Source organism: Bilophila sp. 4_1_30 (assembly GCF_000224655.1).
Taxonomy (GTDB): Bacteria; Desulfobacterota; Desulfovibrionia; order Desulfovibrionales; family Desulfovibrionaceae; genus Bilophila; species Bilophila wadsworthia.
Genome location: NZ_JH114231.1, coordinates 189,971 through 210,370 on the forward strand (window position 1 = coordinate 189,971; position 20,400 = coordinate 210,370).

Annotated in this window: 18 protein-coding genes; 15 read left to right on the forward strand and 3 right to left on the reverse strand. The window is 59.4% G+C overall.

Features of this window, described 5'->3' with window-relative positions; all coding sequences use genetic code 11:
- The 11 genes from HMPREF0178_RS21820 to HMPREF0178_RS01030 all read left to right on the forward strand — a co-directional run.
- A partial coding sequence (locus HMPREF0178_RS21820; RefSeq protein WP_009368033.1) for a hypothetical protein occupies nt 1-637 on the forward strand: 637 nt, incomplete at its 5' end.
- Between the two features lie 8 nt (nt 638-645).
- Entirely contained in the window at nt 646-1,584 is a 939-nt protein-coding gene (locus tag HMPREF0178_RS00985; protein ID WP_009368034.1) for a hypothetical protein, read from the forward strand.
- A gap of 9 nt (nt 1,585-1,593) precedes the next feature.
- On the forward strand, nt 1,594-2,220 hold the full coding sequence (locus HMPREF0178_RS22950) for a thrombospondin type-1 domain-containing protein (RefSeq protein ID WP_009368035.1): 627 nt from the start codon (nt 1,594-1,596) through the stop codon (nt 2,218-2,220).
- The gene (locus tag HMPREF0178_RS00995; protein WP_009368036.1) at nt 2,217-2,462 is read left to right on the forward strand and encodes a hypothetical protein; all 246 of its coding nucleotides are present in this window, start codon (nt 2,217-2,219) and stop codon (nt 2,460-2,462) included. Before HMPREF0178_RS22950 ends, HMPREF0178_RS00995 begins: the two co-directional genes overlap by 4 nt.
- Nucleotides 2,463-2,516: 54 nt before the next feature.
- Nucleotides 2,517-2,972, forward strand: a complete 456-nt coding sequence (locus HMPREF0178_RS01000) for a hypothetical protein (RefSeq protein WP_009368037.1) — start codon at nt 2,517-2,519, stop codon at nt 2,970-2,972.
- Nucleotides 2,972-4,741, forward strand: coding sequence for a hypothetical protein (locus tag HMPREF0178_RS01005; RefSeq protein WP_009368038.1), 1,770 nt, complete (start codon nt 2,972-2,974; stop codon nt 4,739-4,741). The genes HMPREF0178_RS01000 and HMPREF0178_RS01005 overlap by 1 nt, the downstream gene beginning before the upstream one ends.
- Nucleotides 4,728-5,639 (forward strand): hypothetical protein, encoded by a 912-nt coding sequence (locus HMPREF0178_RS01010; protein WP_009368039.1) that lies wholly within the window; start codon nt 4,728-4,730, stop codon nt 5,637-5,639. Before HMPREF0178_RS01005 ends, HMPREF0178_RS01010 begins: the two co-directional genes overlap by 14 nt.
- A complete protein-coding gene (locus HMPREF0178_RS01015) occupies nt 5,636-6,178 on the forward strand; it encodes a hypothetical protein (protein WP_009368040.1) in 543 nt (180 codons plus the stop codon). Before HMPREF0178_RS01010 ends, HMPREF0178_RS01015 begins: the two co-directional genes overlap by 4 nt.
- Nucleotides 6,166-6,900 (forward strand): hypothetical protein, encoded by a 735-nt coding sequence (locus HMPREF0178_RS01020; protein ID WP_009368041.1) that lies wholly within the window; start codon nt 6,166-6,168, stop codon nt 6,898-6,900. The genes HMPREF0178_RS01015 and HMPREF0178_RS01020 overlap by 13 nt, the downstream gene beginning before the upstream one ends.
- Nucleotides 6,901-6,906: 6 nt before the next feature.
- The gene (locus tag HMPREF0178_RS01025; protein WP_009368042.1) at nt 6,907-7,440 is read left to right on the forward strand and encodes a hypothetical protein; all 534 of its coding nucleotides are present in this window, start codon (nt 6,907-6,909) and stop codon (nt 7,438-7,440) included.
- Nucleotides 7,441-7,449: 9 nt separating this feature from the next.
- Nucleotides 7,450-8,904, forward strand: coding sequence for a hypothetical protein (locus HMPREF0178_RS01030; protein WP_009368043.1), 1,455 nt, complete (start codon nt 7,450-7,452; stop codon nt 8,902-8,904).
- Here the strand turns inward: HMPREF0178_RS01030 and HMPREF0178_RS21330 are convergent.
- From HMPREF0178_RS21330 to HMPREF0178_RS21335, 3 genes are all read right to left on the reverse strand, one after another.
- Nucleotides 8,855-9,859, reverse strand: a complete 1,005-nt coding sequence (locus HMPREF0178_RS21330; RefSeq protein ID WP_009368044.1) for a hypothetical protein — start codon at nt 9,857-9,859, stop codon at nt 8,855-8,857. The two genes, HMPREF0178_RS01030 and HMPREF0178_RS21330, sit on opposite strands and share 50 nt — an antisense overlap.
- A gap of 84 nt (nt 9,860-9,943) precedes the next feature.
- Complete coding sequence (locus HMPREF0178_RS01035; protein WP_009368045.1) at nt 9,944-10,174, reverse strand: hypothetical protein; 231 nt, start codon at nt 10,172-10,174, stop codon at nt 9,944-9,946.
- A 275-nt stretch (nt 10,175-10,449) separates the two neighbouring features.
- Nucleotides 10,450-10,680, reverse strand: a complete 231-nt coding sequence (locus HMPREF0178_RS21335) for a hypothetical protein (protein ID WP_157134853.1) — start codon at nt 10,678-10,680, stop codon at nt 10,450-10,452.
- 338 nt (nt 10,681-11,018) lie between these two features.
- On the opposite strand from HMPREF0178_RS21335, the gene HMPREF0178_RS01040 reads away from it, so the two are divergent.
- The 4 genes from HMPREF0178_RS01040 to HMPREF0178_RS22285 all read left to right on the forward strand — a co-directional run.
- The gene (locus HMPREF0178_RS01040) at nt 11,019-11,444 is read left to right on the forward strand and encodes a hypothetical protein (protein ID WP_009368046.1); all 426 of its coding nucleotides are present in this window, start codon (nt 11,019-11,021) and stop codon (nt 11,442-11,444) included.
- Between the two features lie 873 nt (nt 11,445-12,317).
- Nucleotides 12,318-12,692, forward strand: a complete 375-nt coding sequence (locus tag HMPREF0178_RS01045) for a hypothetical protein (RefSeq protein WP_009368047.1) — start codon at nt 12,318-12,320, stop codon at nt 12,690-12,692.
- 17 nt (nt 12,693-12,709) lie between these two features.
- Complete coding sequence (locus tag HMPREF0178_RS22955; protein ID WP_009368048.1) at nt 12,710-16,519, forward strand: hypothetical protein; 3,810 nt, start codon at nt 12,710-12,712, stop codon at nt 16,517-16,519.
- A partial coding sequence (locus tag HMPREF0178_RS22285; protein ID WP_369736902.1) for a helicase-related protein occupies nt 16,402-20,400 on the forward strand: 3,999 nt, incomplete at its 3' end. The genes HMPREF0178_RS22955 and HMPREF0178_RS22285, both read left to right, overlap by 118 nt.

Sequence of the window (20,400 nt, forward strand, 5' to 3'; positions counted from 1 at the left end):
GAGCAATGCGCGCACACCCCTCGGACACAAGGCTACGCATCAGACGGGCGGCAGCGATGCCCTTGCGCCTGACGACATCGGGGCCGCGCCCGCTTCCCATACGGGCGTTGCGGCCACGGCGTCCGTGCTGGGGCACGTGAAGTTCGGCACGGCGGCGGGGACGGCGTGTCAGGGGAACGATTCCCGGCTGGCCAACGCTCGAACGCCCACCGTTCACGCTTCCACGGCCACGACCTACGGTGCAGCCAGTGATACGCAGTACGGCCATGCCAAGGCGTCCGGCACGACGCCCAAAGCGTCGGGGACGGCTGCCGTCGGTACGGAAACGGGAACTTTTGCCCGTGGGGACCACGTGCATCCCGCTCAGACGACGGTTTCGGGGAATGCAGGCACGGCAACGAAACTGGCCACTGCCCGGACCGTCAGGACGAATCTCGCCAGCACGTCGACCGCATCCTTTGACGGCTCCGCCAATATTACGCCCGGCGTGACCGGGGTGCTTCCCGTGGCCAACGGCGGCACTGGCAACACGACGAATACCGCCGCTGATTCCACCAAGTGGAACGGCGCGGCGAAGACTGTTTCCACGGGCAACCCCTCCGGCGGGGCAAACGGCGACATCTGGTTCAAATACTAGGAGAACATATGAACGATTATCTTATCCTCACGTTTGTGGACGGCGAAACCGTCGTCATTCACGATGACCTGCGCTTCGACACCAATCTCAAACCCGAACTTTCCTTCGCCTTTGACGCCCTCTATTTCGAGCCGCCGAGCGGCCATTGCGTGAAACGTGTGGACGGGGCCTTGCAACCGTTGTCCGAAGCCGAGCTTGAGGAGTGCGCCGCTTATTGCCGGGGCTATGCGGCTACGGCGGACTATCCTGTCTACGCGTGGAATGGGGACAATATCTCTGTGGGCCGCATTCTGAAATCGGAAGCGGAGGCCAAGGGATACGGCTTTACGGTTCTTGACGTGCCTCCCTATCCCGTGTCCCGCCGCAAGGACGGAAGGTGGGAAGAGGTTGTAGCCATCATCAGGGATGACGGCAGCCTCGTCGAGCGCCCGGAAGCCTTTTGCGAGAGGTGTGTCCTCTTCCTTTCCCGGGAAGAGTGGGAAACCTTCCCCAAGCGACCCTCGTCCTCTCATGTGTACGACTTGGAGAACCATGAATGGGTTGATCCGCGTCCCTTCGCCAAGCTCCTGCACGAGGTACAGCTTGAGATCCGAAACTGTTTTGAGCTTCGCCGCTGGAAAGTGTGGGGAAAGTTCATACCCCAATACGAACAGATTACATGGTCGACGCAGGTCGACGAGGCCACGGGGTTCCTGAACGACAGCGCCCGCGCCACGCCGTACATCGACGCTTTCCTTGCTGCGCGCACGGACGAGGGCAAACCGACCAAAGAAGGCCTGTGCCGTGACATCCTCGCCAACCACACCGCCTACCTGCGAGGCATGGCCGAGGTCAACGCCGGGCAGTGGGCCTATCTGAAGCGCGCCGAGGCGTGCGCATCCAACGGCGAACTTGATGTCCTTTTCAAGGAAGTGGCGGAACTGCAAAGGACTTTCCTCGGAAAGTAAGGAGCGCGCATGTCTTGTGCAGTCAATGTCTCCGGAGCGTGGAAATACGCGAAGCAGGCGTACGTTAATGTGGGCGGCAGTTGGAAGCCCTGCCAAAACATCTACGTCAACGTCTCGGGCGCGTGGAAGCCGCTCTACACCTATTCCTATGCCACGGGGAACTGGGGGGCTTGTTCCGCCAACTGCGGCGGCGGCACGCAGACCCGTACGGTCACCTGCCAGCGGCGGGACGCGACGAACTCCAATCTGGACGTGCAGACTGTGGCGGACAGCTTTTGCGCAGCGCACGGGCTGACGAAGCCCACCACGAGTCAGTCCTGCAATACCCAATCATGCACCGAGTGCAAGGGAACAGGTTCATATGGGGGGAATTGCGATGGTAGTGGGGCGCAATATGGAATTGGGCATCGTCACCAACAGTTGAAGTTGGCGTACGTAGATATGTATTCGACAAGGATTTATTGGAACGGTTCAGTAGTCGTTTCCGACGATTCGCAATTCGTGGATACCTTAACCGCTGGCGGATATGTATACACAAAAAATGGGGCGTCTCAGGTAGATTACTGTTCCGCAGGTGATTACACAAACAGTTGGTGGGAGGAAACCCTGTACCCTGTGTGTAGGACGCCAGTATGACATATATCGAAGGATTGTTCATTGCTTTCGACCAGTTCATCAATGCCGTCCTCGGCGGCTGGCCGGACGAAACGCTTTCTTCCCGGTGCTGGCGGTGGAGCCGGGACGGCGTACGGGACTGGCCTCGACGGATCATCGACGGGCTGCCGTTCTGGAAGCCGGGGCACTGCCTGCGCGCCTACGAAGGCGAACGAAAAAGGCTGCAATGCCCACCGGAGTTGCGGTCCGGATCTTCGGTATAACTCTGGCCCGGTCTCCGCGCGCTCGCGATGGGCCGGGCTTTCTCAGGAGCGGCGATGTTCTACGGACTCCAGTTCAATACGAGCGGAGGCGAATCCATGCAGGTCGTGATCAATACGGCCTTACAGGTGTATGCACGAGCGAGCTCGGGGGGAATCTTCGGGGAGTGGAAGTATGTCTGCGGCCCGGGCGAGGGAGACGGCGCGCTTGAAGTCGAGAAGGCCACGGTGGCTGAGAAGGCGTATCGGCTGGCCTCTCCGATGACGATTACCTTTGCTGGCGACGCCCAAGGAGCCGTGAGCTTTGACGGTTCGGGGAACGTGACCGCAACGCTTTCGGTCAGGAACGGCTCTGTGGATGTTTCGGATCTCGTCAATGATTCCCTTAATGCACTCATTAGAGACAAGAACAGCATTCTGATGAAAAAGGTGCAGTCCATGATAGACGAAGCGATAAGCTATCACGTCAATAAAAGCGGCTGGCATGTCAGCCAAGACCGGGGGGGCAATTGATGCCGACACTGCTAATACCCGGATTCGGCGGCGAGGTCCCGCGTATTGAGCCGAGGACCCTTGAGGCGCATCAGTCAGCGCGAGCGGTCAATTGCGACCTGCGGCGCGGCAGCCTACGCCCCCTGCGCGGCGTCCGTCGGGTTGCGGAGGTTTCAGCATCGGCGCGGACGATCTTCAAGCATGACATCGACGGCTGGCTGGCATGGGATAAGGATGTGTCCGTTGTAAAGTCGGCGGTCATCGACGTGATTGGGGAAACCCCGCTCGGGCATCTGTTGATCACCGGTGACCGGGACTATCCCACACAGCGGTTTGCCGGGGGCGAGACGTACCGTCTCGGCATTCCGCGCCCCGAGACGGCCCCCACCGTCACAGTCAAAGCCGGAGCGGGCATCGGGGACGTCTCCGTTCATGGGTTCATTGCCGGGTCTGGGGGCGACATGCCCACAAAGGACAGTCAACTTGCCCCTGTCGAGGGACAGGGCGTCGCCGTCGCTCCCATCGTGTTCTCCAGCATTGATGGCATCCCTCCCTCAACTGAAGCGGAGAAGATTTCCCGCAGTTCATCGTACTGCTACACCTATGTGCAGAGCCTGCAAAACGGCGTGTATCAACAGGAATCAGCCCCGTCCCCGCCTTCCGAACTCGTCGACGTGAAGTCGGGGGACGGGGCTCTCGTCAGCGGGTTCCGCCTGCCTTCGCTTTCGGGGCTGAACATTACGCATATCCGTATCTACCGTACGGTCGCGGGGAATGAAACGGGAGAATTCCGTTTCGTTGCCGAGATTCCTGTTTCGCAGGCGGAGTATATGGATACGGCGCACGACAAGGACGTTCCCACGGACGTGCTCCAGACGACGCTTTGGGACAGGATTCCCGACGATGCGCAGGGGCTCATCAAGACCGACAACGGCATCTATGCCTGTTTCCGGGGGAACGAGCTGTTGGTTTCCGAACTGTTCATTCCCTACGCTTTCCCGGAATCCTATCGGCTGACCGTGGAGGATCGTATCGTCGCGCTCGGGCATGTGGACAGCACCATCGTGATCCTGACCACGGGGCGGCCTTATCTGGCGCAGGGCGCGGCCCCGGAATCCCTTCAGCTTCTCCATCTTCCCATTGAGCAGCCATGCCTGTCTGCGCGTTCTGTCGGCCATCTGCCCGGCGGCGTGGTGTACGCCTGCCCGGACGGCCTGATGCTGTTCACCTCGGCTGAACAGAGCCTGCTTACCTCCGGCGTATTCACCCGGGACCAGTGGCAGGAACTTGGCCCGGAAAACCTTGTCGGATCAGTGCTCGACGGGCGGTACATCGGCTTTTTCAGCGGCACGAACCAAGGATTCATCCTTGACCTCGGGCGCAAGGACGTCGTGCGCGTCGAACTGCCCGGCGCTCCGGTTCATGCCCTGTACCATCACGTCAACGACGACTGTGTCTATCTGGCCGTGGGGACGGACATCAGCGTGTTCGAGGGCGGCGAGTCTCTGCCGTACACATGGCGATCCAAGCCGTTCTTCATGTCCGCTCTTATCTCCATGTCCGCGCTCCGCATTGAGGGCGGGCAGAACAGGGGCAATCCGGTGACGGTCCGGCTTTTCGGGCCGGGTGAGACGCCCCGTCAGACGCTGCATGTGCACGATACGCGGACGGTGCGGATTCGGACGGCGCGCTGCGAAAAACTCTGGTCATTGGAACTGTCCGGCATTGCTCCCGTTTATGAAGCCCGAATGGGTTCAAGCGTGGAGGATCTTGAGCATGGCGGCGTCTGATCGCGGGTTGCAGTCCGTCCCGCGCGGACTGGATCGGAACCTCACCACCTATTTGCAGGCCATCAGGACGGAGCTGCTCAGGCTTTCGGGCCTTGTCCGCGGTTCGGACCAGTCCCGCGCCGTACGGGCTTCGGAAGCATCCGCGGCGTTTGGCGGCGGATCCGTTTCCACGCCTTCCGGAAGCGTGGATGTGGCCGCTATCGCCTCACAGATATTTCGGGACGGTTCCGTCACTGAACGCAAACTTGCCGATCGGGCCGTTACAGGCGGAAAGCTGGCGGATAACGCCGTCACCGCTCGGACCATCGCGCCCGGGGAGGTGGACAACAACGCACTGGCGGAACAGGCCGTTACCGCAGGAAAACTGGCCGGTGGCACGGTAACTACCGGGGCTCTGGCGAATGGCTGCGTCACCCGGGGCAAGCTGGCTGAGGACGCGGTGGATACCCGAAACCTGATGGACGGCGCGGTGACCTCGGACAAGATCGAGGAAGGGGCCGTCACGACGGAAAGGCTCGGGGACTGGGCCGTCACGTTTTACAAGATTTCACCCGGCGCGGTCGGGACGGAAAGCATCCGTGATGGAAGCGTCACGGCGAAGAAGCTGGCGAAAGGCGCGCTGCCTCCCGCATGGGCCTCAGGAGACGCGAAGGATGGGGAAACCGTCGCCATTCCGGGGAACTGGGATGGGCGGCCCGCAGTGTTTCTGACGGGATGGAGCTGCATCGTTTCCGAGGCGGACCCCGAAACGGGGGAGCGGCGGATAACCGTCGGTCCGGAGCGGTTCACCGAGGCTCTGGACGCTGACGGCGCGGGAACCGGAGCGTGGAGCTTTGCCGCCAGAGGAGATTTTTCATGGATGGCGATGGGCAGGGCAAAAGAGGAGGCCGGGACATGAGCCGTGTCGAGCTTGTGTATTTCAGGGGCAGCGAGGACGAGCGGAAGCTGATGCGGTGCGCCTACGCAATGTTGGAACGGGAAGGGAGCGCCCGGCGCATGTTCATGGACGGCACCGTGCGATCCGCCGAAGAGTTCGAGAAGGACTTGTTCAGGCCCGGTTCCTTGCCGTTTCTTGTGCTGCATGACGGGCAGCCCTGCGGCGTGAGCTGGCTGAATACGCTTGAAGGGCGGGCGGCGCGGGGGCATTACGCCGTTTTCCGCCGGTATTGGGGCAGGAAAATGTCCGTCACCATCGGCAGGAGCATTTTTGAGCACTATCTCGGGCTCAGAGACGAGCGAGGGTATCTGTTTGACGTGCTGATTGGAATCGCTCCGGTGAGCAACCCTCTTGCTTGGAAGCTGGCGTTGCTTTGTGGCGCCGAGAAACAATGCGTACTCCCCCATTTTGCCTACAACGCAAGGACCGGGGAAACCGAGGATGCCGTGTTGACGACGACCACGAGGGAATCTTTGGAGGAAAGCCGATGGGCAGAATGATTTACACGAAGATCGTCATCGACATGAAGACGGGGAAGACGCTGGAACGGGAAGGCCGCTGGTACGACGGCGAGATTGCCGAGTGCAAGGGCGGCGGATCCAGCGTGAACAACGTGGACTACGAGTACAACGACCGCATGGCGACCATCGCCGAAGAGCAACAGGCATGGGCGAAAGATTATTACAAGATGTGGGAGACGCATTTCAAGCCGTACGAAACCGCGCAGGCGCAGACCAATCTTCAAAATTTGCCTCTTGAGAACAGCGTGTACCGGGGCCAGCTTGAGGCCGCCCGCGATCTGCTCCCGCTGGAAAGCGGCTTGTACAAGCAGCAACTGAAAGCTGAGGCAGAACTGCTCCCGCAGCAGACTGAGGCGACGAAGAACTTTCTGTCCGCCTCGGCGCAGGGGGTGGACGTCGCCGAGCGCATGGGGCTGGCAAAGGCCGATGTTTCTTCGGCGTGGAAGAACGTGTCCGATGCCACGGCGCGGTCCAACGCGCGCATGGGCGTCAATCCCAATTCCGGGCGGTATGCCGGTACGCAGGCGGCCTTGGCTACGCAACAGGCGGCTCAGACGGCACAGGCCGTTACCGGTGCCCGCGTTGGAGCGGAGCAGGAAAACTATGACCGCCTCATGAAAGCCGCCAGCGTCTCGCAGAACAAACTTTCCGGATCTCCCACGAACACTATTTTTCAGGGACTCAGTTTCCTTGGAGGGTAACGAATAATGGCGCTTTACAAGGTACAAAGCCCGATTAACTCGGCATTGCAGGGGATGCAGAACGCTTCCGCGACCACGGCGGGCATGACGAAGAAGCAGGAAGTGAAGGAACCGAAGAAGAGCTTCGGCGGCGCGCTCGGAAGCATGATCGCCGGCGGCAGTTATGGTCTGGGCATGGCCGACATGTTCACCGGAAGCGAGGCCACCAAAGCCATGTGGGGCGGGGTGAAAGGGGCCTTGGGTGGCGGGGGAGAGGAAGTGGCGGGAGGTATTGGCGGTGCCGCTGGAGCGATTGGAAGCACGCTTCCCGAAACAATCGGCGGCGGAGCTCTTTCTCTGGCAAATGGGGGAACGGCTGGCGGCGCCGCTGCATCACTTGCCGCTGCGGAATCAATGGCGAATGCCGGGGGCGCTGCCGCAGTAAGCGGGGCGACTACAGCGGCGACGGAGGCGGCGGGCGCTGCATCCGCCGCCGGGCCCGTGGGGTGGGGACTTCTGGCGGCCGGAGCCTTGGCTGGCCTCGCAAGCTACTATCTGTAGGGAGGAACGATGAGGGGATACGGCGACGATCCGTGGCGGAACGCCATGCAGGGTGTCGGATTTCTCGGCGACGCCATGCGCACCGGCCAGCAGATCGGGGAAGTCCGGCATGAGCAGGATGAACGCGACGCCACGAATAAGGCGTATGAGTATATCACTGGTAAACTTGGAGGTTCTGGGGATCTGTCGGCCCTTGATGGAGATTCCATCCTGAACACCCGGCACGGCGTACAGGCAATGGGAAAGTTCATGCTCGACCGCGCGAATACGGAACAATCCCGATTGTCCATGCTCAAGAACATGGAGGCGGCGGACGATCAATTTTACCAGAAGACGTTCCGTCCGTTGGCTTTCGAGGCACAGAAAGCCTATCAGTCTGGCGATATGCGAAGGTTCGGGCAAATCGTAAGCGAACTCTCCGCAAAGTCGCCTCTTCCCTACAAATACGAGCTTGGACAGGACGGCGATTTTGCCGAATCGTTCCGTTCGTCGAAAGAAGGAAAATTCATTGATACCGGTGAACGCATGACGCCTCAGCAAGTTTTTGAGCAGCTCAATGGCATCATGTCCGGCGAACAGCGTGTGCTTCGCGGCGCGAACATGCAGATGCAGACAGTGAATCCGCGGTTCCTTGCTGCGTCAGCCCGTTACAAGATGGGAACCATCCTCGGCAACGCTCAGGCTCTTTCCGATCCGAACCAATGGATTCCGCTGACCAAAGGCGGGAAAACCATCTACGTCATCCCGCAGAACAGACATGACGACTACTCTGTTGGGCCTTCGTATCGTGTCGTTGACGACAAGGGAGGGATGGGCGGCATGGTGGGCAGCCTTGACGACCTTATGAGCCAAGGATGGGTGCGTGCCGACGTGAAGGCCAAGATCGACAACGCGCAGCGTATCGCCGCCGGGCGTGGGCTTGGCGGGGGGGCCGGAGGCATGGCCTTCAATCTTACGGATGGTGACAGGTCGTGGATAAACAAAGTTTCAACCTCGAAAGACGATATGGGGAATGAAAGCTATAATCCCTATATCGGAATGAGCCTCGAAATTTTGATGGGGAAGCACGGGTTTACCAGAAACTCAGCCTTTGCCGCGTACGACGACGCTGTGACTCAGGCCGTAAGTATGGCGAAGGCAAAGAACCCCAATGCCTCTGAAACGCAACTCAGGCAAATAGCCCAGAAGTACATCTACCAGCAGTTGTCTGGCGGAGACAAAGGGCAACATCAACAGCCATCGGAGCAGTCCACTGACAAGTCCGGATTGAAGTTCATGGAATTTGGGAAGCAGATAGAGAAGGCCACCAACAGAGGTTCCAGCCAAGGCCAACCCGAAGGGGTGGCGGGAGCTTTTGTTGGGCCGCCTGAAAAACCCGCACATCTGAAGGACATCTATGATTGGTGGAATACTTTTAATAACGGATTGAGAAATTATGATCCCGGTATTCCAAACGGGTATTAATCAATTCAACTAGAAGGGCATATCGATGGCAAGGAATAATCTTCCCCGACCCACACGCACAGACATTCATGGTATCATCCCCTCTATTGATGAAAATTGGTTCGCTCAATATGCGCCTATGAGTGAACAGGAACCGCAGGAACAGCCCGGTATTCTTGAACGCACATGGGAATCCGCCAAGGCCGTCGGGGAAGGATTGACTTTCCTCCCCGGGGGTATCGTGGATACCGTTCAGGACGTCGTCAGCGGCTTTGATCCTACGGACAAGGAAGAGATGGCGCAGCGAGCCCAGACGCAGCGCGAACTGGAGGCGTATCATAAGAAATACGCGGGGAAGGCCTTTGGTGGTGTAACCGAAGCCATGTCTTCCATCCCCTACAGTCTGACCACAATGGGAGCTGGTCTTGCTGGCGGGGCCGCTGGTGGATTGCTTTCCGGCGGGAATCCTGTCGTTGCCGGTGGCGCGGGCATGGCCGCTTCCGGGAAGACGGCTTACGAGGCTTCCGTCGCGCAGTTCAACCGGACGCTCTATGACGCCAGCACGCAAGTGCTCAAGCGTGAACCGACTCCTGACGAATGGGGAAAGATACAGGGCTACTTCGCGGACAAGGCCACGGAGTACGGCCTTTGGGAAGCTGGTCCCGAGGCGATAAGCAATCTGTTGATGACCAAACTCCTTGGCCCTCTTGGCTCCAAGGTGAAAGGCGGGATCAAGGGAGCCTTTAAGAGCATCCTTGGCCTGTATGGCGAAGAACTTGGCACTGAAACCATTACGCAGATGGGGCAGGGCGGCATTGAAGCCGACATGGGGCTTCGGGATAAGGCCCCCGGACCCATTGATGCCTTTTTTGAGGTGGCACCCGCCACGATTGCCCAGACCACGCTTTTCGCCGGAGGAAAGAAGGGGATTGACCTCGCTTTCCGGCGGACGCTTGCGGGGAGGAACAGCGGACAAGAGGGGAATATCCAGCAATCGGGAGGCGGAACAACGGTTCCACCCACTATAGAGAATCCCCAGCCATCCACGCAACAGGCCGCATCAAATATGGAACAGCCCACGCCGAATGGGGGGCAGAGGCCGCAGGCGGAAGATTTTGGCCTGAGTGGGGTTTTCGGTGGACAGAGCTACCAAGACGTTTTGCGACGACAACAGCCGCAGGGGGCTCCCACAGACCGGATAAAGCCGGTTGATCCGTTCGATGACGGGTACGACGAAACGGCGGAATGGGTAAGGCAGAATGAACAGCGTGTTGGCGGAGATGACCAGCACGCTGTTTCTGATCTTTGGGACATGACGAAGGGACCAAGTATTTCCTTTGGGAAGACGGTGGACCTCATCGTCGGAGATTATGGGGAGAATGCCCCGGCAGTGCGACAGCCTTCGACAATGTACGGGATGAACTTCCTCAACCAGAATCCGGGCCACATGGATGCCATAGATGTTCCCTATACGGTCATTCCGATGTCGAACGCTCCGCAGGCACGACCGGTTGGCGGCAATGCACGGATTCCTCTCATGGCTGGAAATGCCGTTTCTCAGTCCGCCTACGACCGTACCTTGGTGACGCCGTACAACGCACCGTCCGGCCCTGCCATATCCATGCCTTCCACTGCTCCGGTACAGGGTGTTGTCGGCGGGTTGTCTTCGCCCGTCGCGCAGCCTGCGGGCGGTGTTCCCATGCAGGCCCCGCGCGGCGATACCACGGCGCAGGCGGAAGGGCTTGGGATGCGCGCGCCGGACACGGTTCCGGAAGATTTCCTGCGGAGCCACATCATTGTTGGGGCAGTTCCCTCTCCCGCTCCGGCCTCCCGTTCGGAACGGCATCCGTCCGTCCCTTCGGTTGTCCCGTCCCCTGCGGGGATGGCAGCCGGACAGCAGAACGCTGGGCAAGTTCCCGCCGTTCAAGAACAGGCTCGTAAACGGCTGGAAGGGATGACGCGGCGAGAACTTCTGGCGCTTGTTCCCGAAAAGGAACTGCCCGCCGCACGCAAGGAAAAGAATAAGAACAGTCTGATAGAGCGGATTTTGGCATCGGAATTTGCTGCGGGCACGGGAGAATCCTCTTTGTCCGGGGAAAGGCGTGGAGTAGACTCCGGGCAAAAGGAGGAAGGCCATGCCGGTCTACAGCAAGGAACGCCCGGAACTGGAACTGGAGAGCTTCTTTCGGAGTCTGTACCCGTCGACGCGGCGGGGAATCCGGGAGAACTGGCTGCGGCTGCAAGAGGATCCGGACGATACCATGGGGATTTGGGAAATAGACCTGATCTGGATACGGCTTTACCTGGAGTTGATGGCAGAGAGGCCGGACTTGGAGCCGCTGTTCAACGAACCGCGGGATCTGTCGAGGTTCCCGGAGAAGGGCGGGGCCAGAATGTGTCCTTCAACCAGATTCCTACGATTCCTGACTCGGGAAGATCTGCTTCTGGACGAGGAGATGAGCCAGCATTTCGAGGATTGCCAGAAGTGGGACGCGATGTATCCGGAGGAAGCAAAGGAACGAAAAATACGTCGTTTGAGAAAAATGGGCGGAAAGGAATAGAGCGGAAGCTGCTTCGGGCCATAGAACGTCAGCAGGGCGGGGTTTCTCCTGAAGCCGAGGCATGGGCGCACGGATTGAACCCGCAGGAACGAAAGAAGGCTTACGAACAACTCGTACTGAACGAGTTCAAGAGACATACGGCGTCCGAACTCGGTGTGGATGAGGAGAGCCTCAGATTTATCCCAGTACGGAAGGACAGCGAAACCTCGCTCCGGCTGAAAGAGATCGGGGGTGTTTTCGGACAGGATGTCGTCATTTTCAAGGATAGTTCGTCCGTTCAGACAGGCATCCGCGGCGCGTCTGTTCCGACCATTGAGCATGTGGTGTTCATGGAGGGGAGCGCGGAGAGAGAAAAGCCTTATCTCTTCGTCCTCGGGCATGAACTCCTGCACAGAATGCGGAGCGAAGACCTCAAAGCATATAAACAATTCCAAGAATATCTGTTGGATGACCTTCAGGAAGACGCCATTCCCCGTTACCGTGAAAACCTCGATCGTCGAACGGGGGGCGACGGAACCGTGGCCCGGATGTCGGATGAAGCTATTCTGGAGGAGATCGGGGCCGACCTCGTGGGCAAGCGGCTCACCGAAGAATCGTTCTGGGCGAAGATGGCCGATGAGCGGCCAAGCCTGTTCGCGCGGGTGGCCCAACTTGTCCGCGATCTGTTGGACAGGGTGACGGCCGCATTCCGTGCGGATCCCCTGCCCGCAGCATGGGTGAAGGATTTTGACGCGATCCGGGGCCATATCGATACCATGATGGGGCGGTGGGCGGAGAAAAACGCATGGAGGCAGCAGCGGGAAAATACGGACAGAACGCTTTCCGGGGCAACGTCTCCCGTGGTAGAATCCAAGAAAATGCAGGAGGGCGAACATGGCGAAACCGATGACCGTGGCGGTAATGGACCCGCAGAACTCCCCGTGGTGGAAGATGCGTCTCATATGGCTTCTGGACAACGATCCGGAGCTGGTAATGGAGCTGTGGGAGACGCCGGGGCACAAGGGACTTCTGGATCACCTCGACAGAATGGTGTGCGTCATGACGCAGATTCACCGCGAGATGGACGACACGCCGGAGGACGCGAAGGAGGAAATGATCGAGACGGCGCTGTGCCCGTCGGACATGATCGATCTGGACGCCGAGATGCCGGAGGAGCTGAGGGAAGAGATTCTGGATTGGGCGGACGAGCCGGAAAACTTTCCGCCGACGGAGGGCGAGGACGGAAGAATAGTCGAAATCACCATGTAGGCCCCGATGACGTACTGGTGCCCGGCGGAAACGTCACTCGCGCCAAGGCCAACATCGAGGCTGTGCGTCTCCTTAAGAAGCTGAACGAGGAAAAGCGGGACGCGACGCCGGAGGAAAAGAAGCGTCTCGCACAGTTCACCGGATGGGGTTCTCTCGCTCAGGAAGTGTTTAACACCGAGTACGCTTACGCCGCGCAGTATGAAAAGCGGTTTGACGGGGGGCTCCCTCCGGCGTTGCGTTATGCCGACGACAAGAAGCGTTCGGATTACGCGCGGTGGAAGAAAAATTACGGGACGGCGCTGCATCCCGATCTCGGCGGCATGATGACCGCTCAGGAATGGGACGCCGCCGAAAAGTCCACGCTCAACGCGCACTATACCGACCGCAAGGTCGTCGGCGCCATGTGGGGCATGGCGGAAAAGCTCGGGTTCCGTGGTGGGCGGGTGCTTGAACCGTCGGCGGGTACCGGGCTTTTCTTCGGCCTCATGCCTGAAAGTCTTTCCGGCCGTTCCAGTCTCGTCGGCGTTGAACTGGATACGCTTACCGGGGGGATTCTCGGCAAGCTCTATCCGGATGCCGACATTCAGGTGACGGGGTTCGAGAACGCGAAGCGCGTGGGGGACAACACCCTCGACCTTGTGATTTCCAATGTTCCCTTCGGTAATTTCCGGGTTACGGACAAAAAGCGCCCACAGTACGCCAGGCAGTCCATCCACAACTATTTCATTTCCCGCTCCATCGACGCGGCGCGCCCCGGCGGGCTGGTCATGGAGATCACGTCTCACTTCACGATGGACAGCGTGAGCGGGGCCTCGATTCGTGAGGAATGGGGCAGGAAGGCCGATCTTGTGGCGGCGGTCAGGCTTCCCGGTACGGCCTTCGAGAAGAACGCCGGGACGCAGGTGACGACCGACATCCTGATTTTCCGCAAGAAGGATTCCGGCCTTTCTCCAGTATCCAATGCCTTCCGCAACGTGGAAAACGTCGAGACGCCGGACGGCCCGGCGGTCGTCAACGAATACTTCGTGCAGCATCCCGAGATGGTGCTCGGCGAGCATTCCTTGCAGGGGTCCATGTACGGGGAGAACGAGTACACCCTCAAGCCGAAGGACGGGGAGAGCATAGAGGACGGGTTGAAAAAGGCTCTTGATGCGCTTCCGGCAAACGTATTCGGCGAGGGGCGAGCGGTTCCCGTCGAACGGGAAGAGCGGATCGCGGATGTCGGGATGCGGGAAGGGGCGCTTGTCGAGAAGGACGGCGGCCTGTTCACCGTTTCCGACGGGGCGTTGGTTAAGCCCGAGTGGGCCGACAAGCCGAAGAAGGTACGGCAGGCGGCAAGCTACGTCGGCGTCAAGAAATCGGTTTTTGACCTCATCAATGCGATGAACAGCGATGCGGACGACGCCGGGATCGGCAAGCTCCGGGACGCGCTGAATAGTGCCTATGATGCCTACGTGAAGGACTACGGCCCGATCAACAAGGACGGAAACGGATTCCTTGAGGACGACATCGAATTTCCCACGGTCGCGGCCATCGAGCGCCTCGTCAGTGTGCCCGTCACCAAGACGTACAAGAGCGGAAAGCGTAAGGGGGAATCGTATCAGGTCGATGAGAAGCGGGTGGCCAAGGCCGACATCTTCACCAAGCGCACGATATTCCCTTTCAAGGAACCGACATCCGCCGAAAACATTCAGGACGCCATCAAGATCTGCCGTATCTTCAGGACGGGGATCGACGTCGGGTATATCGGGAATCTCCTCGGCATGAGCCCGGAGGCAGCCCGTGCCGAACTCCTCAAGACGGAAACCCTCTTCGAGAACCCGGAAACGGGGCTTATCGAACCGGACGACATCTACCTTTCCGGCAATGTCCGCAAGAAGCTGGAAATGGCGGAAGCAGGCCGAGAGGACAATCCGGCCTACGAGAAAAACGTGGAGGCGCTGCGGAAGGTCCAGCCGGAACGTATCGGCATCGACGCCATCCACGCCCGCATCGGCTCGTCGTGGGTTCCCGCCAAGGTCTACGAGGCGTTTGTGAAGCATCTCGGCTTTTCCAGCGTATCCGTTGAGAAGGCGCGTCTTGAAGGCGAAGACGGTTCGACGCAGTGGCACGTTGAAGCTTACGGCGGCACGCCGGAAGCGCGGAACCGTTGGGGAGTGGACGGTGCGTCTGTCATTGATCTGATCAGCGACAGTCTGAACCTGAAACGTACTGAGGTCTACGACGAGCATTACAACGCCGACGGGAAAACGTCCCGTGTGAAGAACACCGAGAAGACGCTGGCGGCGCAGGAAAAGCAGCGATCCATTCAGAACGAATTCCAGTCGTGGCTGAAAAAGGATGACGACGCCGGGAGGCTCGTCGAAGACGAGTACAACGGTCGGTTCAACGGGTTCGTCCCGCGCAAGTTCACGGCCCCCGACATCAAGCATTTTCCCGGCGCTTCCCACTCCATCGAGTTGCGGGAGAACCAGAAGATAGGCGTTGTCCGAGGGTTGCAGGAATCCACCTTGCTCGCGCACGGCGTCGGTTCCGGCAAGACCATGTTGCAGATTACGCTGGCGATGGAAATGCGGCGTCTCGGGACGGCGAAAAAGCCGTGGATTGTCGTTCAGGCGTCCACCCTGTCGCAGTTCGCGGCTACCTTCAAGACGCTGTACCCGCGCGCGGCTATCCTTGCGCCGACGGAAAAGCAGCGTAACGCGAAGAATCGCCAGCGTCTTCTGGCCCAGATTGCCAGCGGCGACTGGGACGCCGTGGTCACGCCGCATGGCTTTTTCAATTCCATTTCCATTGATCCGGAGAACGAAGCCCGTTTCATCGAGACGCAGATCGAGGAGTATAAGGATTCGCTCAGGAATGATTTTGAAGTCGACGATATCGACAAGAAGAAATCATCGGAGAGCCGGACGGTCAAACAAATCCGCAAGAAGATTGAGAAGCTGAAGAATCGTCTTGAGGCGTTGTCGAACACGAAGAAGGACGAGAACATCTATTTCGAACAGCTCGGCGTGGACGCGCTGATCATCGACGAGGCCCACGTCTACAAGCGCGGAAGCTTCTACACCAAGATGGACAACGTGAAGGGGCTCGACCGTGATTCTTCGCAGCGTTCCATGCAGATGCTCATGAAGGCCCGGCATGTGCAGGCGAAGACCGGCGGCAAGAACGTGGTGCTCGCCACGGGTACGCCTATCTCGAATACCCTGACGGAAATGTGGACCATGTTCCGCTACACGCGCCCCGATCTTTTGAAGGAGTTCGGGGTGGAGCAGTTCGACGACTTTGCCAGCGCCTTTGCCGACACCAGCATCGATCTGGAGGAAACGGCGACCGGCGAGTTCAAGCAGGTGGAACGCTTCAACAAGTTTGTGAACGGCCCGGAGCTGCTCACGCTCTGGCGTTCCGGCGCGGATGTGGCTCTGACGGAAGACCTCGACTACATCAAGGGGCTTCCCAAGCTGAAGGAAGGGCGGATTCACGAGGTGGCCGTGGAGCGTTCGGAGTCGCTGTCCAATTACATTGAAGCGTTGCGGCAGGAGCGCGCCGAGTGGGACAGGCTGTCGGGTAAGGAGAAGTCCGATCCGAAAAATCGCAGCGTGCCGTTGCAAATCTACGGCAAGGCAAAAAAGCGGCCATCGACCTGCGGCTTGTCGATTCTTCCCTGCCGGACGAGCCGGCCAGCAAGGCCAACAAGGCCGTGGAAAACATCTATGATCGTTGGGAAGACAACCGCGACAGCAAGGCGGCGCAGATCGTGTTCTGCGACAACTTCAAGAGCGGAGACGGCAAGTTCAACCTGTTCGAGGACATCAGGGACAAGCTGATCGCCAGAGGCGTTCCCAAAGAAGACGTAGCCGTCATCCACGACTTCAAGACGGACGAGGCGAGGAAACGCCTGTTCGACGCCGTGAACCGTGGTGACGTTCGCGTGCTCATGGGGACAACGGAAAAACTCGGCGTCGGCGTGAACGTGCAGGAGCGTTTGCTCACGGCGCACCATCTTGATGCGCCGCCTCGCCCCATGGACTTTGAGCAGCGCAACGGGCGCATCCGGCGACCGGGCAACATGTTCCCCGAGGTCGAGGTGTTGACCTACGGGACCAAGAACACGCTGGACTCTGTAACGTTCCAGCAACTTATCAGCAAGCAGAAGTTCATCAACCAGCTTCTTCGCGGCGATGTGGGAACCCGGACTTTTGAAAACCCCTTCGACGCGACGCAGGCAACCTTTGAAGATATGATGGCGGCCTTCTCCGGTAATCCGCTTGCCAAGGAGAAGATGCAGCTACAGGTGGAGGTCCGCAGGCTTGAGGCGTTGAACGCGGCCTATGAGTCCCGTCTCGGAACCCTGCGGTACAACCTGCGGAGCGCGAAGAGCAGTCTTGAATTCCTTGAAGGGCGGACGAAAAGCGCGGAAGCCGTTACCGCATTCGTCAATGAGCACTTCCCTGACGGCGAAATTGAGGGCAGGAAGGAACTTTCCAAGGACGTATCGGCTTGGCTGGACGGCGAATTGAAGCGTATCGAGAAGGTGCTTTCCGGGATCAGGAAATATGCCCAGTGGCAGGTGAAGAACCCGCGTGATTACGCCACAGGAATGACTGTGGAGCTTGGCAACGGGGTATCGGCGGAGGTTTCCGTTCTTCCGCATGTTGCCGAGGCGGGCGGGGAGCTTTCCAAGGGCGTGGCCATGTCCTATCAGCTTGCCGGGCCTCATGGCATCAAGGAGTCCGGCCCCTTCAACGGGGCTGCGGGCCTGTTCACGCGCCTCAAGAACGATCTGGCCCGGTACGCGGGAAGCGCCGCCGAGAACGCGGCGAAGATCAAAGGCGCCAAGGCCCAGATAGCGTCTCTTGAGGAAGAGCTGAAACGTCCGTTTGAGCAGAAGAAGGAGCTCGAGGATGCCCGTGAGCGGATGCTCGAGATCGAGCAAAAGCTGGCGGAAACGTCCAAGAAGCCGGATACCGAAGAAGCGCCGATGGCTTCCATCAAACCCGGCGAATTCCTGAACGAGGTGCCGGCCTCTCGCCTTCGCGTGCGCAAGGCGGCGGTGCAGTCCGTCGCGGACGCGCTCGGAAAACGGGCGGCCAACGCCGCCGATACGCGGGTGGTCCAGTCGTTTGAGGAACTTCCCGAGCATATCCGGCAGTTTTACGGCGAGGTGTCGTCGCGTCTGGAGGGGGTGTACGATCCCGCTTCCGGCACGGTGTACCTCGTAGCGGACAATCTGCGCGGTACAGCACGCGCGGCGGAAGTGTGGATGCACGAGAACATGGTGCACCACGGCCTGAACGGGCTTTTGGGAAAGGACGAGAAGAGGCGTGTGCTCAACAGGCTGTGGCGGGGCATGGGCAATGCGGAAATCGCGTCCGTCGCCAACAAGTATGGGGTTGATCCCCGCTCCGATGCAGAGGGCCGTGCGCTGGTCATGGAGGAGGTTGTCGCGCACCTCGCTGAAAAGCGGGCGGCATACAAGCTGTCCGGACAAGAGCTGACATACTGGCGGCGTGTCGTCGAGGCCGTACTGCGGGCGTGGCACGCGCTGGTGGATGCCGTGACCGGGCGCATAGGCTCCATGAAATACGAGAACGTGGACAGGCTGTTGTCCGCGCTGGATCGGTATGTCTTTGAGGGCAGGCCCGAAAGCATGGCCGAAGGCGGCATGGTTCCGGTTATGGCGTCGAAGCGGAGCGACCCGAACAATGCCCGTTTCTCGCCGGATACGGGAAAGAAGACGGACTTCGTCACCTTGCCGGATGGAAGCGTGGACTTTGCCCAGTTCCCGGCGACGCGCCTGAAGGACATGCGTCTGCTGCGCGCGGCTCCGATTCGGCTTCCGCGTGGAATCCACTCCTTATCGGGAGGATACGGCCTGACGCATATTGAAGCCAACCACGGCAATGAAATCCGGGCCGCAGGATACGGCAGCGTACAGGAATTCGTATGGGATTTGGTGAATGGCTACAACGAAATATGGGAAGGTGAAAAAAGGAGTCTTCTTATCCTGAAAAACAATGGGAAGACGTCAAGACCGGCAGGGTTCATAGAGCTGGAGAAGGATGGGAGCCACTATATAGTGAAAAACGCGTACCCCGTGGACATGAACTATCCTACGGCGGCTACGCGTAAGCAGCTTTGGAAGAGTGCACCCCCCTCTTCGTCTACATCTGGTGAGCAGACCCCCTCTAATCCTTTTACTCCCGGAATCCCTTCCAAAGACCAGACGGGAAACCTACAAGGCCAACGGGGGCAAAGCAGTAAGGAAAATATACAGCAGGGACGGGTAGAAGACAAGCCTTTGGCCTCCCTGCGGGACATCAAAGATGTCCGCGACATCACCGGCATGAGTGCCGAGGATGCCATGAACCTTGCCAAGAACGATCCGTGGATTGGAAGCATCTTTGGAAAATCCGACGACGTGACGCTCATGCAGCGGATTTTCATGTTGCCGCACTGGGTGGCGAAGCGGTTCCCCGGCTTCAAGGCCGTGTACGACCGTCAGGTCAGACGGCAGGATGAACGGGCGGCGGAACGCGCCCGCAGCCTTCAGGAAATCCCTTCTTTGTTCGGAGAGAACAAGCTTTCCGGCAAGGACATGGGCGAGTTGAAAAAACTGGTCTGGGACAATGACGGCAAGCAGATTGCCGAGCTTGAGGGCATCGACAAGTTCCTGACGGACGAAGAGCTGGAGAGCGGGCGCACCACCATCAAGGCCAATCCAGAATGGTATGAGGGCTACGACAAATGGCTTTCCAGGCAGCCCGGGTCCGACGCCGTGAAAAAGGCCATACGCGAAATCCGGGTGAGCCTCGACAACGACCTCATGCGCGCCCACAACCGTCTTGCCCGGATGAGCGAGATGGGAGACGTGGCCATTCAGGAGTTCCGTACCCAGATTGGGCACATCCACAACTACTTCCCCCACCATCGGTACGGGGATTACTTCATTCAGGGGAAGGACAAGAAGGGCGAGGTCGTCTACCGTGAACACTTCGACGCGCTGCACAAGCGGTATGCCCGGCGACACTTTGAGAACCGCCTTGAGGCGTTGAAGAAGGAATACCCCGACACCGTCTTTGACCTCGACGAAAACACGAAGCTTCCCGACGAGGCTTTCGGGCGTGTCCTTGACCCTGAGGCGATGGAGCAGGTGATCAAGGCGGCTTTGTCCAAAGTTTCCGACAAGGAGCAGGCGGATCGGATTGCCGAGGTGCTGCACGAATCCGTGGCCGACGTGATGAAGTCGTCGGGGTGGGGCTCCCATGCCATCGGACGGAAGAACATACCCGGCTTCGAGAAGGACGACCTCTTCCGGGTGCTCTACGACTACAAGAGCGGGCTTACCGGCTGGCTTACCAAGATGGAATCCTCCAAAGATTTTGCCGAAGCCCTCGGCAAAACCAATGCAAAGGCCCACCCGCAGGAGTGGAGCTACACCTCGCAGTACGTCAAGGACATGCTGCGGAACGGCGACCGTGTGGATCGGACCGTGGGTACTATCAAGTCCGCGGCCTTCGCGTGGTATCTCGGCGGGAACATCAAGACCGCCGTGCTGAACCTCACCCAGAACGTCATCGTCGGCGTGCCGCGTCTGCAAATGGACGTGGAGGGCGGGGCGCGCGCCTACATCGACGGCGCCCAGAAGCAGATCGTCAACCAGTACGCCAGACGGTTTACCGGCGACAAGGGCAAGGGGCTTTCGGAA